This window comes from Klebsiella sp. P1CD1 (assembly GCF_003790505.1).
GTDB lineage: Bacteria > Pseudomonadota > Gammaproteobacteria > Enterobacterales > Enterobacteriaceae > Klebsiella > Klebsiella variicola.
Genome location: NZ_CP033631.1, coordinates 175,197 through 189,803, shown reverse-complemented (window position 1 = coordinate 189,803; position 14,607 = coordinate 175,197). Strand labels below are relative to the sequence as shown.

Sequence of the window (14,607 nt, the reverse complement as noted above, 5' to 3'; positions counted from 1 at the left end):
ATGCGGGTATTGATCGTAAAAACCTCGTCCATGGGCGACGTGCTGCACACGCTGCCCGCGCTAACCGACGCTGCGCAGGCCATCCCCGGCATTCGCTTCGACTGGGTGGTTGAAGAGGGTTTCGCGCAGATCCCCTCCTGGCATGAAAGCGTCGAGCGGGTGATCCCGGTGGCGATTCGCCGCTGGCGTAAAGCCTGGTTTTCCGCGCCGATTAAAGCGGAGCGTCAAGCCTTCCGCGAGGCCGTTCAGGCGGTAAAGTATGACGCCATCATCGACGCCCAGGGGCTGGTGAAAAGCGCCGCGCTGGTTACTCGCCTGGCGCACGGCGTCAAGCACGGTATGGACTGGCAAACGGCCCGCGAGCCGCTGGCCAGCCTGTTTTACAACCGCCGCCACCATATCGCGAAACAGCAGCACGCGGTGGAGCGTACCCGCGAGCTGTTCGCCAAAAGCCTTGGCTACGCGAAACCCCAGACCCAGGGGGATTACGCCATTGCGCGCCATTTCCTGCAGCACGAGGCTAGCGCTGCCGCGCCCTATCTGGTGTTTCTGCACGCCACCACCCGCGATGATAAGCACTGGCCGGAAACCCGCTGGCAGGAGCTTCTCGATCTGCTGGCCGACAGCGGCGTCCGCATTAAGCTGCCGTGGGGCGCCCAGCACGAAGAGGCGCGGGCAAAACGACTGGCGGAAGGCCGGGAGTATGTTGAAGTGCTGCCGCGCATGAGCCTTGAGCAGGTGGCGCAGGTTCTGGCCAGCGCCCGGGCTGTTGTCTCGGTCGATACCGGACTGAGTCATTTGACCGCCGCGCTGGATAAACCGAACTTCACGCTCTACGGCCCGACCGATCCGGGGCTGATTGGCGGATACGGTAAAAACCAGCATATCGTCAGGCCGGAAAACAGCACCAGCACCAGCGATATTCCGGCCAGCCGGGTTCATCTTCTCCTGCAAAATCAGGGGCTGCGCTGATGGGATCCCTGTTTAAACAGATCTACCGCTATACGCGCCCTCGCGCTTATCGCCACAATGAAAATCTGTGGCCTTTTACCCGTATTACGCGCGCGCCAAGCGGCGAAATCAGCGCGTTACGCTATAAAGGGAAAACGGTGCCGCTGGTCAGCCTGAGCGCGCTGAAAAACAGCATGCAGGGCGAAGTCCTGCTGACCGCCACCGGCCCCTCAACCCGCAATATCGATTTTTCCCTGTTGTCGAAAACGATCCCGGTGATGGGCGTCAATGGCGCCTGGCATCTTGCCGACCGGCTACACTTTTCGCTCTATACCATCGTCGACATGGAATTTTTCGATAAGAAGCCTGATATTATCCGCGCCATTGTCAGCCAGCCGGAGATTCTGCTGTTCACCACCATGCACGGGATCGCCAAAATCCTCGATCGCTATGGGGACGCACTACGCTGCCGTTTGGCGTTGATTGAGGACGGTTGCTATAAGATTTACCAGCCGAAAGTCGCCAGCGAAGCGATAAAGCGCACTTACCAGCAGAATGCGGCGATGTGCTTTCATCCTCAGCGCCCGGATATCTGTTTTAGCACCGATATTCGCCAGGGCATCTTTGATGCCGGCACGGTGGTCTACTGGGCGCTGCAAATTCTCGCCTGGCTGGGCTTCAATACTATCCTGGTGAGCGGCCTGGATATGACCAACTTTAACCAGCCGCGATTCTACGAAACACAACAAGAAAAATTGCCTTCTTACCTGGCAACAAAAGTGGATACCCTCGTCATGCCCTCCTTTGCGCATGCCGCGCAGGTACTGCAGCAACGTCAGATTCGGGTGATTAATTTTTCCCCAGAAAGCGCTGTGCCGGATACTATCTTCGAAAAGGTTGCGTTTAATGAGTACTTTAAAAGTGAGTAACTTCGCCAGACAGGGTTACTCGATTGTCTTTCCTTTGTTTTTATTTTTCAGCGCGATTTTTTGCATGTCCACCCGGACCAATAATCTGCTGCATTTATCGATCCTGCTGCTATTGCTGTCGCTGGTACGCCAGGAAAACCGCCAGGCGCTGGCCGGGGTGTTACGCGAGCAGTGGCAGACCTGGACGCTGCTGGCAGCTTTCTTTATCTATTACGCCCTCAGTAACCTGTGGGGACATACGCCACAGCATATTGACTCGCCGATCACCCACGGCGTGTATCTGACGGGGTATCTGTTGCTGATGACGATGCTGCTCAGCGACGAACGAACCCGCCGCCTGGCCATGCTGGCGGTGGTTGGCGGGATCACCGTGCTCTCCCTGTGGACGCTGATTATCGACCATACGCTGGTCCTCACCGAACGAGCGGTCTCCCCCGAGAACCCCGGACCAACGAACGTTATCGACCTTGCCGGTTACTGCGGCATCGGCATTTTAATCTGCGGCATGCTACTGAAAGAAAAAGCCAGCCACTGGCTCTATCTGCCGGTGGTCATCATGCTGGTGATGCTGCTGCTCACCCAAAGCCGTGGGCCGATCATCGCCCTGGTGCTGGCGGTCGGCTGCACGTTGCACCTGCACGTCTTCACCCGCCGCAACCTGCTGATCGCCGCGGCGCTGGCTGTGCTGGTAGCGCTGCTTTTGGTCATGACGCCGGTGGGTGACATGCTGCTCGCCCGTTTCGAAGAGCTTGGCACCCAAAGCGGGCTGCGCCTGAGCATCTGGCACCATACGCTGTCGGAGATGGCCAGCCAGCCATGGCTGGGGCGCGGTTTCAGCTATGAACTGGATTTCATCAACTACAGCGGCGAGCACATCACCACCACCCACAGCGTGTATATGGGCGCCCTGCTGAAAGGCGGCATCCTGGGGTTACTGCTGCTGCTGGCGGTCATTGCCTGCGGGCTATGGCAGGCGTGGCGCAAGCGCCACACCGACAGCCGCTACAGTCTGGCGATCCTGTTTTACGCGCTGGTGTTTATGGCCTCGCAGGGGATGTTTATCATCAGCAACCCCCGGGAAACCTGGGTGCTGTTCTGGCTGCCGCTGGGCATCGCGCTCAGCAAAGGGCTGGCGGAAAAACGCTAACAAAAAGGGCCGTCAGCGGCCCTTTTTTATATTCACTTTTAAATCAACTGCGGGCGGCGACCAGCCGGTCGGCCTGCTCTTTAATCACGGGCCACACTGACTCAATCGCCACATCGGCGACATTCGCTTCTTCACAGACGATCTGTTTCGCCTTGTCATAGCCCGGCGCCCAGATGTGATAGCCGGGCAGCCCGGTATCCTTGAGTTTGCGCTTGTTATAGACCGCCACCATCGGTTTATCGAAGGCCCGGGCGATATGCACGATCGAGGTGTCTGGCGTAATGACTAAATCACAGCTGCGGATCACTTCGACGGCGGAGTTGATGGTACTGTCGGCGATATACAGCGCCATATCCAGCCCCAGCTGGCGGATTTTCTCACTACGCCCCACCATCACGATACAGACCCGGTAAGGTAGGGCGCGTAACCGCTCGACCAGGGTCGCCACCTGGTGACGACAGAAGTCTTTATCCTCGGACGCGGTAAAAGGGTTAATGGCGATACGCAGTTCGACCTCTCCGGCCTGGGAAAGCAAGCGAGCCACTTTCTCCCGCTCATGGCGGCAGCCGGGGAGATGATAGTGATACGGGTGGTCGTCAACGATGCCAAACAGTTTCACCACCTGTTTATAGCGCTGGGAAATATGGCTGTTGCTGTCAAAAAAAGCGATCGAATGATCGTAAAGTTTATATTGATCTTTATTAAAACCAATCACGCTGGCCGCCCGTAAATCGGCGAGTAATTTAAAGCGTTCATAGCTGGTGACGTCATCAAAATCGATAACTGCATCAAAACCTACCGCCCGCAACGTATTTAAGGACATGCGCGGCCGATATAAATATACTTGCTGAATGAATTCTGAGCCTGCTAATATTTCGCAGCATATTGGTCCGGTTAACACCGAAACCTGATATCCCCGTTCGGCCAGTATTCTGGCGCAGCCGGTCGTGACCACCATATCCCCGACTTTATCGTCCAGGCGCAATAGCAGTACGCGGCGGACAGCCGCTGGGTCGAAGGCTTTACGCGCCGGCTTATTTCTGTATCGATAGTTAATTAAATTAAATTTAATGCCGCGGAAAAAAGCATTCTTTTTCCGCGTTAATTGTTTAAGGATACGCATACGGTACCTTGAGCTGTGTTAGCGCTGTGTGATTTTCCGCTGGTAATATTCTGCCAACGTCATGCCCTTCACCTGCGGCGCCAGCCAGCTAAAAAAGGCTTCAAGGTCAGCGTATAAACGCTCAATATCCCGTTCATTCTGGAACGTGGGGCTGCCGCCGGGCATATACTCTGAAGAGTGGAGCATATATTCCACGTAGTCATTGCCCTGCGTCAACGTTTGTTCGACGACTTTTTTCATCGTCTCCACGTTGCCGCCCATCGGACGCAGCCAGTGTACGGAGGGGGAACGCACTTTACCCCGCAGGCGATCGTAGCCCTGCTTCACGCTGTTCATCCACGCTGAGTGCTTGTACTGAATGCTCATCGGCACTTCCAGCAGCGGAGAGTGGCCTTCGCGGCTGATATCATTTTCATCGAGAAAATAGGCATGCTGCGGGAAGCGGCGATAATCGGTCCCGCCATCGCCCTGCGGCGCTCCCTTGGCGGTCTTCCAGTTCACCCGCGGGGTCACCGAGCAATCCACCTGATAACCGTGCTCCACCAGCAGACGCGCATAGCGCTCGTCAAAGGCCCAGCGCCCGGCGCGATGGCTGACCATTTTGGTCTGGAAAGTATCCTCCAGCAGATGCGTCATATAGTCGACCTTCTCACGCATCATGGCATCGCTGTATTCAATGAGATAAGGCTTATGCCGCCAGTCATCGGCGGTCAGCGGCTCGGTCGGCGGGCTGTTCCACGCATGCAGATGCATGCCGACTTCCGCGGTGCCGCGGGCAATCACGTCTCTGGCGAATTCGATATAAAAGGGGTCGATGGCCATTTCATAGTTGGTCAAATAGACCGGTTTAAAGCCATACTTTTCGCAAAGCTGCTGAAAACGCGGGAGATAACGCGCATTCTCGGTGGTGATGCTGTCATGTTTTTGCCAGAGGTTATCGCCCTCTGTATCAATCGTGATGAGAAATGCGGGATTGTGCACGAAAACGTCCTCAGGCCATACGTATCGGGTCATGGTAGAGCAATACAACGCTTCTCTCAATCTGTCTGATCCCCTAGAATCGGAACCCTTATCCTGGATGAAGAACAGAGTATGACGCCTGAAACCCTCTCCCGCGGCCCGTTGAACCCGGCGCGGATCCTGGTCATTAAGCTGCGCCATCATGGCGACATGCTGTTGATCACGCCGCTTATTCACGCGCTGAAACAGCAGTATCCCGCCGCCAGCGTGGATGTGCTGCTGTATGAAGAGACCCGGGATATGCTCGCCGCCAACCCCGATATCCATCATATTTATGGTCTCGATCGCCGCTGGAAAAAGCAGGGAAAAAGGCATCAGTTGAAGATGCAATGGCAGCTCATTCAGACGCTGCGTCAGCAGCGATACGATATGGTGCTTAACCTTGCTGACCAGTGGCCGAGCGCGATTATCAGCAAACTGACCGGCGCCGCGACGCGGATTGGTTTTGATTTTCCGAAGCGCCGCCACCCGGTCTGGCGCTATTGCCACACCGCGCTGGCCTCCACCCAACAGCACAACCAGCTGCATACGGTACAGCAGAATCTCTCTATTCTCGCTCCGCTCGGTCTCCCGTTGAACGACGCGCCGGCGCGGATGGGCTACAGCGAAGCAGACTGGGCCACCAGCCGCGCCCTGCTGCCGGAGGAGTTCCGGGAAAACTACATCGTCATCCAGCCAACGTCGCGCTGGTTTTTTAAATGCTGGCGCGAAGATCGTATGAGCGCCCTGATCAACGCGCTGTCCGCCGAGGGGTACGCGGTGGTGCTCACCTCCGGCCCCGACGATCGAGAGAAGAAGATGGTGGACACCATCATCGCCGGCTGCCCGCAGGCGCGTCTGCACTCTTTAGCCGGCCAGTTAACGCTGCGCCAGCTGGCGGCGGTGATCGATCACGCCCGCCTATTTGTCGGCGTCGACTCGGTGCCGATGCATATGGCTGCGGCGCTCGGCACTCCGCTGGTCGCCCTGTTCGGCCCCTCGAAGCTAACTTTCTGGCGTCCGTGGCAGGCGAAAGGCGAGGTGATCTGGGCCGGCGACTTCGGTCCACTGCCCGATCCGGACGCCATCAACACCAACACCGAAGAACGTTATCTCGATTTAATTCCTACCGACGCCGTGATCGCGGCGGCGAAAAAGGTACTGGCATGAGTAAATTCAGGCTGGCTCTGGTGCGGCAGAAGTACCGCCCGGACGGCGGCGCAGAACGGTTTGTCTCCCGCGCGCTGGAAGCCCTCGACAGCAGTCATCTGCAGCTGAACGTCATCACCCGCGAATGGCAGGGGCCGGTGAAACCGGACTGGCAGATCCATATCTGTAACCCACGTAAATGGGGGCGCATCAGCCGCGAGCGCGGCTTTGCCAACGCCGCGCGCGCGCTCTGGCAGCGTGAGTCTTTTGACCTGGTGCAGAGCCATGAACGTATTCCCGGCTGCGATCTCTACCGCGCTGGCGATGGCGTTCATCGCCGCTGGCTGCAGCAGCGCTCGCGCATTTTACCGGCCTGGAAAAGCCGCCTGCTGTTCGCCGACCGTTACCACCGCTACGTCATGCAGGCGGAGCGCGAGATGTATGAAGACTCACACCTGCGCGGGGTGATCTGCAACGCCGAGATGATCAAGCGCGAGATCATCGAAGACTTTGGCCTGCCGGCGGAGAAGATCCACGTTATTTACAACGCCATTGATAACCAGCGCTTCCTGCCGCCGGGCGAAGAGACCTTTGCCGCCTTACGCGCCAAATGGCAGCTACCGCTGCAGGCAACCTGCCTGATCTACGTCGGCTCCGGCTTTGAGCGCAAGGGACTGGCGGCGGCAATCCGCGCCATCGCCCCCACCAATCGCTATCTGCTGGTGGTTGGCAAAGATAAGGATCAGCCGCGCTATCAGGCGCTGGCGAAGAGTCTCGGCTGCGAAGCGCGGGTGCGCTTCTTCGGCATGCAGTCGGAGACGCTGCCCTTCTATCAGATGGCCGATGGTCTGCTGCTGCCCACCCTCTACGATCCGTTCCCCAACGTCATTCTCGAAGCGATGGCCTGCGGTCTGCCGGTGATCACCACCACCGGCTGCGGCGGGGCGGAGTTTATCGTCGACGGCCACAACGGTTACGTCTGCGACGCCCTGGATATCCCGGCGCTGCAGCAGGCGGTGATGGCTCTGCCGCCGCGCGCGCTGGGCTCTGCGCAAGGCGGTCACGCCCGCAAGCGCATCATGGCCTGCACCAGCGAGCGACTCTCAACCCAGCTGCTTTCTCTTTATCAGGATCTGGTGAAATAACGATGCGCATCTTATTTGTGATTGACGGTTTACCCGGCGGCGGCGCGGAAAAAGTGGTCCTGACCCTAGCGGCACAGTTCCTGCGCGACGGCGATCGGGTGTCGCTCATTTCGCTGCGCGATGTCTGCGAGTATCCGTTGCCCGAGGGTCTCGACTATCAGGTGGTGGCCGATCGCTGCCGTAAACCGTGGCGCAAGCTGACCGAGCTGTCCCGCCGCGCCCGCCAGCTGGACGCCGCGGTCATCCGGGCCGAACAGCAGGGGCAATTTGACCTTGTACTTTCCAACCTGCACAAAACCGACCGCATCGTCGCCCGCAGCCGGGCGCTGCGCGAGCGTAACGTCTGGTTCTGCCTGCACGGCGTATTCTCTGCCTCCTATCTCGGGCACCGCACCGGCTTTGACCTCTGGATGAAGCAGCAGAAAATTAAGCGAATTTACCAGGGTCGCAACGTGGTGGCGGTTTCCGACGCCGTGGGACGCGATCTGGTGGAAGCCTTCGCCCTGCGTCCGGCACAGCTGAAAACCATCTACAACCCCTTCGATATCGCCACTCTGCGCGCCGAGGCGGAAGCCGACAGTGAGCGACCGGCCGGTGACTATCTGATTCACGTCGGCCGCTTCCATCCAGGCAAACGCCACGACCGCCTGCTTGAAGCCTATGCGCAAAGCGGCATTGACGCGCCGCTGGTGCTGTTAGGCCAGGGAAAACCGGAGCAAGAGCAGCGCCTGCGCCAGCTGGCCAAAACGCTGCAGGTTGACGATCGGGTGTGGTTCAAGGGTTTTCAGAAAAACCCCTTACCGTGGATCAAAGGCGCACGGATGCTGGTTTTAAGCTCCGATAGCGAAGGATTCGGCAATGTGGTGGTGGAAGCGCTGCTGTTGCATACGCCGGTTGCCAGCACCCGCTGCCCCGGCGGCGTCACCGAGATCCTCACCGGCGAACTTGCCCGCGGTCTGGCGGATCTGACCAGTCCGGCGCTGGCTCAGACGATGCAAAGCATTTACCATAACCCGCCGACTATCGACGACGCCGCGCTGGAAAAATTCAGCGTCGTGTCCATTTGTCAGCAGTACCGTCAGCTGCAGCGCACCTGACGCCGTTAGTTAACCAGGATCGAAGATTTATGAGTCAAACGCCTTTATTGAGCATCGTGGCTGCCGTCTACAACGGTGAGAAATTTCTTGCGCAGTTCTTTGAGTGCCTTGAACAGCAGCAGCTGGAAAGCTATGAACTGATCCTGGTGAACGATGGTTCGACGGACAACAGCCTGGCGGTGATCGCCGAATGGCGGGATCGGCTGCAGAACGTCCAGGTACTGGAGCAGGAAAACCAGGGCGTCTCGGTCGCGCGCAATACCGGCCTCGCCGCCGCCAGCGGCAAATATCTGGCGTTTCCGGATATCGACGACAAACTCTATCCGGGCATGTATCGCACGCTGCTGGAGATGGCCGAGAAAGAACATCTCGATATCGCGACCTGCAACGGCACCTACGTGTATGAAAAGCGCCGCGAGAGCCACCCGATCTTCCCGCTGGATCGCCTGCCCTCGACCGGCGTGCTGCCGGGCCATGTCTGGCTCAAGCAGGCCCTGGACTCGCGGAAGTTTCTGCACGTCACCTGGCTCAACATCTATCACCACGACTTTATCCGCCAGCACCACTTCCATTTCGAGCCCGGCCTGCGCCATCAGGATATCCCGTGGACAACAGAGGCGCTGCTGGCCGCGGAGCGCGTGCAGTACACCAGCCAGCAGTTCTATGATTACTACATCCACTCTGAGTCGGTGTCGCATAAGCCGGACAACGACGACACGCTGATGCGTTCGGCGCGCCACTATATGAAGATTCTGGAGATGCTGGAGGCGATCAACCAGCGCTACCCGGATAAAGTGCGCCATATCGCCGCCTGTCGCTGGCAGATCGCCAAAGAAGGCCTGGGGATCATCCACACCTTCGACAGCATGAAAGATGAGTCGAAAAAGCATGTTATTATTAACGAATTCTTCGACCGCGGTATCTGGCGGTTAATCTGGAAAAACGCCTGTACTTTCCGTTTACGCTGGCGCCTGGGACGCCGTTATCTGCGTATTAAGCGTTATCGCCACGCGGTATAGACCAAAAACCCGCTGTTTCCGCCAAAGAGATAGCTTTACGCGGGCTAAATGCTTAGAATTTGCCCGCCAAAACAGAGAACGGATAAATAGTTTGGAATTGCTTTATACCACCCTACTTTACCTTATTCAGCCGCTGGTGTGGCTGCGGCTGCTGCTGCGCAGTCGTAAGGCTCCTGCCTATCGTAAACGCTGGGCGGAACGCTATGGCTTCTGTCAGAACAAGGTAGAGCCGGATGGCATTCTGCTGCACTCCGTTTCCGTCGGAGAAACCCTGGCCGCCATTCCGCTGGTTCGCGCTCTGCGCCACCGCTACCCTTCGATGCCGATCACTGTCACCACCATGACGCCGACCGGCTCCGAGCGCGCCATGTCGGCGTTCGGCAAAGATGTCCATCACGTCTATCTGCCCTACGATCTGCCCGGCGCCATGAACCGCTTCCTGAATACCGTTCAGCCGAAGCTGGTTATCGTGATGGAAACCGAGCTATGGCCGAATATGGTGGCCGCGCTGCATAAGCGTAAGATCCCGCTGGTGATCGCCAACGCCCGCCTTTCTGAACGTTCCGCCAAAGGCTATGCCAAACTGGGCGGTTTTATGCGCCGTCTGTTAAGCCGTATTACGCTTATCGCCGCGCAGAATGAAGAGGATGGCAACCGCTTCCTTGCTCTCGGACTGAAGCGCAACCAGCTGGCGGTCACCGGAAGTCTGAAATTCGATATCTCCGTCACCCCGGAGCTGGCGGCCCGCGCGATTACGCTGCGCCGCCAATGGGCGCCGCACCGCAAGGTCTGGATTGCCACCAGCACTCACGACGGCGAAGAACAAATCATCCTGCAGGCGCATAAAAAACTGCTGGAGACCTTCCCGAACCTGCTGCTGATCCTCGTTCCCCGGCATCCGGAGCGCTTCCCCGACGCGCGTGAGATGGTGCAAAAGGCCGGAATGAGCTTTACTCTGCGCAGCACCGGCGAGATCCCCTCCTCCAGTACCCAGGTGGTGATTGGCGATACCATGGGTGAACTGATGCTGCTCTACGGCATTGCCGACCTCGCCTTCGTTGGCGGCAGCCTGGTGGAGCGCGGCGGCCATAACCCGCTCGAGCCGGCGGCGCATGCCATTCCGGTGCTGATGGGGCCGCATACCTTCAACTTCAAAGATATCTGCGCCAAGCTGCAGCAGGATGATGGCCTGATCACGGTCACCGACGCCGACTCGCTGGTCAGGGAAGTGTCCACGCTCCTGACCGATGAAGACTACCGCCTGTGGTATGGCCGTCACGCGGTGGAAGTGCTGCACCAGAACCAGGGCGCGCTGTCGCGTCTGCTCAAGTTACTGCAACCTTACATGCCGCAACGGAGTCATTAATGTCGAACCGGCTTTCCGTGGTGATGATCGCCAAAGATGCAGCGGACCTGCTGCCGGATTGTCTGGACTCCGTTAGCTGGGCAGATGAAATCATCGTCCTCGACTCTGGCAGTACCGACAACACCGTCGAGCTGGCCCGCCGCCTCGGCGCCCAGGTCTATACCCATACCGACTGGCGAGGCTATGGTATTCAGCGCCAGCGCGCGCAGGACTATGCCACCGGCGACTGGGTGTTGATGATCGATACCGATGAGCGCGTCACGCCAGAACTCAGGCAGGCTATTCTTAAGGTGCTGGCAGCGCCGCAGCGCGGCGCTATCTACAGCATCGCTCGTCGCAACTACTTTCTCGGACGCTTTATGCGCCACAGCGGTTGGTATCCCGATCGCGTGCTGCGCCTGTACGAACGCGCCCGTTACCGCTATAACGATAATCTGGTCCATGAATCGCTGGATAGCCTGGGCGCTGAGGTCATTCCGCTAACCGGCGATCTCCTGCATCTGACCTGCCGCGACTTCGCTGGCTTCCAGCAAAAACAGCTGGCGTATGCTGCCGCGTGGGCGCTTGAGCGCCACCGCAAGGGCAAGAAGACCTCGATGGCGGGCATTTTCAGCCATACCCTGGGCGCGTTCCTGAAAACGCTGCTGCTGCGCGGTGGGGTGCTGGACGGTAAGCAGGGCTGGTTACTGGCGATGGTCAACGCGCAGTATACGTTTACGAAATATACCGAGCTGTGGGCGCTGAGCCACGGCTACTCGGAGAAAGGGTAATCATGAGCACAAAAGCGATCTATCCGGGTACCTTTGATCCCATCACCAACGGTCATATCGACATTGTCACCCGCGCGGCGAGCATGTTCGATAAAGTGGTGCTGGCTATCGCCGCGAGCCCGAGCAAAAAGCCGATGTTTACCCTCGACGAGCGTATCGCGCTGGCCACTCAGGCAACAGCGCATCTGGTTAACGTGGAGGTTATCGGCTTTAGCGACCTGATGGCCAGTTTCGCCCGCGCGCAGCAGGCCAATATTTTAATTCGCGGCCTGCGGGCGGTGGCGGATTTCGAGTATGAGATGCAGCTGGCCCACATGAACCGCCACCTGATGCCCACCCTTGAGAGCGTGTTCCTGATGCCGTGCAAAGAGTGGTCATTTATCTCTTCCTCACTGGTGAAGGAAGTGGCGCGTCACCAGGGCGACGTTTCTCATTTCCTGCCAGCTAACGTCCACCAGGCGCTGTTGAATAAGCTGAAGTAACGCATCTATCTGCTGGGGCATGAGCCACGCAGGCTGGCGCTGCACTGCGCCGCCCATCCACACCGGCTCTGTCCCGGTCTTTGTGCCAGGTGGCGCTACGCTGACCTGGCCTACAAACGTTCCTGTTCCTGAGAACTACTTCTGGCACTGACGGCAATAAAAGGTCGCCCGCTGGGCATGTTTGGTCCCGACAACCGGCGTGCCGCAGATCCGGCACGGTTCGCCCTTGCGGCCATAGACCTGCAGCTCCTGGGCAAAATAGCCCGGCTTGCCATCGCTTTGCAGGAAATCCTTCAGCGTGGTGCCGCCCTGCTCTATCGAACGCAGCAGGACCAGCTTAATCACTTTCACCAGCTGCTCACACTCTTCCCGCGACAGTGAAGAAGCCAACCTGTCGGGATGGATCCCGGCCGAGAACAGCGACTCGCTGGCGTAGATATTGCCGACCCCTACCACCAGCTTGTTATCCATCAGCCAGGGTTTGATCGCAGTTTTTTTCTTCGCGCATTTCTGCTGAAGATAGTCGGCGTTAAATTCATCGCTGAGCGGCTCCGGGCCAAGGTGGGCCAGTACCGGATGGTCTTCCAGCGTTTTGGTCCACAGCCAGGCGCCAAAGCGGCGCGGATCGGTATAGCGCAGCACCTTGCCATTACTCATGACCAGGTCAACGTGATCGTGTTTTTCGGCCGGTAGCTCTTCGCTCAGGATACGCAGGCTTCCCGACATCCCGAGATGAACGATGATCCAGCCGTCCGGCAGTTCCAGAAGCAGGTATTTGGCACGACGCCGCACGCTGAGTACCGGAACGTCGCTCAGGCGATAAATCTCTTCGGAAACCGGCCAGCGCAGCCGTCCATTGCGCACAATGGCGTGCAGAATAGTTGCGCCAACCAGGTGCGGCTCGATGCCGCGGCGGCTGGTTTCAACCTCTGGTAATTCAGGCATGATTTTCCTCCATTTACCCGACGTATTGTGCTTCACGGACAGGTGACTGAAAAGGGAGTATGTGAAAGCAATATGGGGGAGTTTTAAAAACAAAAAACCCCGCCGAAGCGGGGTTTTTATACAAGGAGGCTAAAATTATTTGATTTTAGCTTCTTTGTAGATAACGTGCTGACGTACAACCGGATCGTACTTTTTCAGTTCCATTTTTTCCGGTTTGGTACGCTTGTTCTTCGTGGTGGTATAGAAGTGACCAGTACCAGCGGAAGAAACCAGCTTGATTTTCTCACGAATACCTTTAGCCATGATTTATTTCCTCTAAGTACTTAGTACTTTTCGCCACGGGCACGCAGTTCAGACAGAACTGTATCGATGCCTTTCTTATCGATTACACGCATACCTTTAGCAGATACGCGCAGGGTGACAAAACGCTTCTCGCTCTCAACCCAGAAACGGTGAGAGTGCAGGTTCGGCAGGAAACGGCGTTTAGTCGCGTTCAGTGCGTGGGAACGGTTGTTACCGGTCACCGGACGCTTGCCAGTAACTTGGCAGACTCGGGACATGTCTATTCTCCAAAAATCAAATTAGCTCGAGCTTCGTATGGGGTATTGGCGCCTCGTCAGGCTTTACAGCCTGGTCATCGCAGTTCAATGTGAACTCTCGACTGCCAGGCCCAAATGCCAAACCCGAGATTCTCAAAGGTGGCGTAGTATACGCTGACTCGGCGATGTGCTCAAGTCCCGAACAGACAAAGATCCCGAAGGATCGCCAGTTCGGGGCTAAATCCAGCCACGCTCGGCAAAAGATACATACGCACCGCGGCCGATAACCAGATGGTCAAGCACGCGTATCTCCATGAATCGACAACATTTTACCACCCTTTCGGTAATCAGCCTGTCTGCCTGGCTCGGCTCCGGACTACCGGAGGGATGATTATGCGCAAGGATCACGGCGGCAGCGTTCACTTTGATGGCTTCGCGTACAATTTCTCGCGGATGCACCTCAACGTGGCTAAGAGTACCAGAAAAAAGGCGACTATGTTTCAACACCCGGTTCTGATTATCTAAAAAGATCACCATAAAGATCTCGCGCTCTTCTTCCGTAAGCTGGCTTTGTAAAAATTCCCGCGTCGTCGAGGGACTGACCAGCGCAGCCTCCTCGACCAGCTGTGAGCTAAAATAGCGTCGCGCCAGCTCGGCAATACCCTTCAGTTGCGCATATTTCGCCAGCCCCAGTCCATCCACGGCAATCAGCTGCGCTTTATCCGCGGAAAGCAGAGCGTAGAGCGAGCCAAAACGCTGCAGTAACGCCTGCGCATAGCCGAGCACATCCTGACGACGCGTGCCGACGCGCAGAAACAGCGCCAGCAGCTCAACATCCGTTAGCGCTTCGATGCCGTACTGCAACATCTTCTCTCGTGGCATCAGATTTTCCGTTTCGTCCATGCGCCCTCCTGGGTGAATTTGCCTATCCTGGCACAGCCTGACG

General features: G+C 57.6%; 16 protein-coding genes. 10 read left to right on the top strand and 6 right to left on the bottom strand.

What is annotated here, in order from left to right; translation table 11 throughout:
• The 3 genes from rfaC to DTA24_RS00920 are packed head-to-tail and all read left to right on the top strand — an operon-like array spanning nucleotide 1 to nucleotide 3,027.
• Nucleotides 1–972, top strand: a complete 972-nt coding sequence (rfaC, locus tag DTA24_RS00930) for a lipopolysaccharide heptosyltransferase RfaC (protein ID WP_123836527.1) — start codon at nucleotides 1–3, stop codon at nucleotides 970–972.
• A complete protein-coding gene (locus DTA24_RS00925; RefSeq protein WP_012540313.1) occupies nucleotides 972–1,880 on the top strand; it encodes a sugar glycosyltransferase in 909 nt (302 codons plus the stop codon). The genes rfaC and DTA24_RS00925 overlap by 1 nt, the downstream gene beginning before the upstream one ends.
• Nucleotides 1,858–3,027 (top strand): O-antigen ligase family protein, encoded by a 1,170-nt coding sequence (locus tag DTA24_RS00920; protein WP_022064893.1) that lies wholly within the window; start codon nucleotides 1,858–1,860, stop codon nucleotides 3,025–3,027. Before DTA24_RS00925 ends, DTA24_RS00920 begins: the two co-directional genes overlap by 23 nt.
• Nucleotides 3,028–3,070: 43 nt before the next feature.
• Here DTA24_RS00920 and DTA24_RS00915 read toward each other — a convergent pair whose 3' ends face one another.
• Complete coding sequence (locus tag DTA24_RS00915; protein WP_008806844.1) at nucleotides 3,071–4,150, bottom strand: glycosyltransferase family 9 protein; 1,080 nt, start codon at nucleotides 4,148–4,150, stop codon at nucleotides 3,071–3,073.
• Nucleotides 4,151–4,168: 18 nt separating this feature from the next.
• Nucleotides 4,169–5,131 (bottom strand): polysaccharide deacetylase family protein, encoded by a 963-nt coding sequence (locus DTA24_RS00910; RefSeq protein WP_012540311.1) that lies wholly within the window; start codon nucleotides 5,129–5,131, stop codon nucleotides 4,169–4,171.
• A 111-nt stretch (nucleotides 5,132–5,242) separates the two neighbouring features.
• Here DTA24_RS00910 and rfaQ point away from each other — a divergent pair, with 111 nt between their 5' ends.
• The 7 genes from rfaQ (at nucleotide 5,243) to coaD (ending at nucleotide 12,177) form a co-directional block, all read left to right on the top strand.
• Nucleotides 5,243–6,319: a putative lipopolysaccharide heptosyltransferase III gene (gene rfaQ / locus DTA24_RS00905; RefSeq protein ID WP_046882242.1), complete on the top strand. Its 1,077-nt coding sequence runs from the start codon at nucleotides 5,243–5,245 to the stop codon at nucleotides 6,317–6,319.
• Nucleotides 6,316–7,443, top strand: a complete 1,128-nt coding sequence (locus DTA24_RS00900) for a glycosyltransferase family 4 protein (RefSeq protein ID WP_123836526.1) — start codon at nucleotides 6,316–6,318, stop codon at nucleotides 7,441–7,443. The genes rfaQ and DTA24_RS00900 overlap by 4 nt, the downstream gene beginning before the upstream one ends.
• 2 nt (nucleotides 7,444–7,445) lie before the next feature.
• Complete coding sequence (locus tag DTA24_RS00895; RefSeq protein ID WP_110242986.1) at nucleotides 7,446–8,540, top strand: glycosyltransferase; 1,095 nt, start codon at nucleotides 7,446–7,448, stop codon at nucleotides 8,538–8,540.
• Nucleotides 8,541–8,569: 29 nt separating this feature from the next.
• Nucleotides 8,570–9,559 (top strand): glycosyltransferase, encoded by a 990-nt coding sequence (locus DTA24_RS00890; RefSeq protein WP_116696406.1) that lies wholly within the window; start codon nucleotides 8,570–8,572, stop codon nucleotides 9,557–9,559.
• Between the two features lie 91 nt (nucleotides 9,560–9,650).
• Entirely contained in the window at nucleotides 9,651–10,925 is a 1,275-nt protein-coding gene (waaA, locus tag DTA24_RS00885) for a lipid IV(A) 3-deoxy-D-manno-octulosonic acid transferase (protein ID WP_008806838.1), read from the top strand.
• Nucleotides 10,925–11,695: a glycosyltransferase family 2 protein gene (locus DTA24_RS00880; RefSeq protein ID WP_008806837.1), complete on the top strand. Its 771-nt coding sequence runs from the start codon at nucleotides 10,925–10,927 to the stop codon at nucleotides 11,693–11,695. Before waaA ends, DTA24_RS00880 begins: the two co-directional genes overlap by 1 nt.
• A 2-nt stretch (nucleotides 11,696–11,697) precedes the next feature.
• Entirely contained in the window at nucleotides 11,698–12,177 is a 480-nt protein-coding gene (coaD, locus tag DTA24_RS00875) for a pantetheine-phosphate adenylyltransferase (RefSeq protein WP_008806836.1), read from the top strand.
• A gap of 135 nt (nucleotides 12,178–12,312) precedes the next feature.
• Here the strand turns inward: coaD and mutM are convergent, their stop codons facing one another.
• The 4 genes from mutM to radC all read right to left on the bottom strand — a co-directional run bounded on the left by mutM (nucleotide 12,313) and on the right by radC (nucleotide 14,564).
• Nucleotides 12,313–13,122, bottom strand: coding sequence for a bifunctional DNA-formamidopyrimidine glycosylase/DNA-(apurinic or apyrimidinic site) lyase (gene mutM, locus DTA24_RS00870; RefSeq protein WP_008806835.1), 810 nt, complete (start codon nucleotides 13,120–13,122; stop codon nucleotides 12,313–12,315).
• 135 nt (nucleotides 13,123–13,257) lie between these two features.
• Nucleotides 13,258–13,425 carry a 50S ribosomal protein L33 gene (rpmG, locus tag DTA24_RS00865; protein ID WP_002922510.1) on the bottom strand — a complete coding sequence of 56 codons (168 nt, stop codon included), beginning with the start codon at nucleotides 13,423–13,425 and terminating at the stop codon, nucleotides 13,258–13,260.
• A gap of 20 nt (nucleotides 13,426–13,445) precedes the next feature.
• Entirely contained in the window at nucleotides 13,446–13,682 is a 237-nt protein-coding gene (gene rpmB / locus DTA24_RS00860; RefSeq protein WP_002436699.1) for a 50S ribosomal protein L28, read from the bottom strand.
• 216 nt (nucleotides 13,683–13,898) lie between these two features.
• Complete coding sequence (radC, locus tag DTA24_RS00855) at nucleotides 13,899–14,564, bottom strand: RadC family protein (protein WP_008806834.1); 666 nt, start codon at nucleotides 14,562–14,564, stop codon at nucleotides 13,899–13,901.
• Between the last annotated feature and the right edge of the window lie 43 nt (nucleotides 14,565–14,607).

Excerpts from the sequence above, each read along its gene's own strand:
- rfaC (WP_123836527.1), top strand. The coding sequence starts at position 1 with ATGCGGGTATTGATCGTAAAAACCTCGTCCATGGGCGACGTGCTGCAC.
- DTA24_RS00925 (WP_012540313.1), top strand. The coding sequence starts at position 972 with ATGGGATCCCTGTTTAAACAGATCTACCGCTATACGCGCCCTCGCGCT.
- DTA24_RS00920 (WP_022064893.1), top strand. The coding sequence starts at position 1,858 with ATGAGTACTTTAAAAGTGAGTAACTTCGCCAGACAGGGTTACTCGATT.
- DTA24_RS00915 (WP_008806844.1), bottom strand. The coding sequence starts at position 4,150 with ATGCGTATCCTTAAACAATTAACGCGGAAAAAGAATGCTTTTTTCCGC.
- rfaQ (WP_046882242.1), top strand. The coding sequence starts at position 5,243 with ATGACGCCTGAAACCCTCTCCCGCGGCCCGTTGAACCCGGCGCGGATC.
- DTA24_RS00900 (WP_123836526.1), top strand. The coding sequence starts at position 6,316 with ATGAGTAAATTCAGGCTGGCTCTGGTGCGGCAGAAGTACCGCCCGGAC.
- DTA24_RS00895 (WP_110242986.1), top strand. The coding sequence starts at position 7,446 with ATGCGCATCTTATTTGTGATTGACGGTTTACCCGGCGGCGGCGCGGAA.
- DTA24_RS00890 (WP_116696406.1), top strand. The coding sequence starts at position 8,570 with ATGAGTCAAACGCCTTTATTGAGCATCGTGGCTGCCGTCTACAACGGT.
- DTA24_RS00880 (WP_008806837.1), top strand. The coding sequence starts at position 10,925 with ATGTCGAACCGGCTTTCCGTGGTGATGATCGCCAAAGATGCAGCGGAC.
- coaD (WP_008806836.1), top strand. The coding sequence starts at position 11,698 with ATGAGCACAAAAGCGATCTATCCGGGTACCTTTGATCCCATCACCAAC.
- mutM (WP_008806835.1), bottom strand. The coding sequence starts at position 13,122 with ATGCCTGAATTACCAGAGGTTGAAACCAGCCGCCGCGGCATCGAGCCG.
- rpmG (WP_002922510.1), bottom strand. The coding sequence starts at position 13,425 with ATGGCTAAAGGTATTCGTGAGAAAATCAAGCTGGTTTCTTCCGCTGGT.
- rpmB (WP_002436699.1), bottom strand. The coding sequence starts at position 13,682 with ATGTCCCGAGTCTGCCAAGTTACTGGCAAGCGTCCGGTGACCGGTAAC.
- radC (WP_008806834.1), bottom strand. The coding sequence starts at position 14,564 with ATGGACGAAACGGAAAATCTGATGCCACGAGAGAAGATGTTGCAGTAC.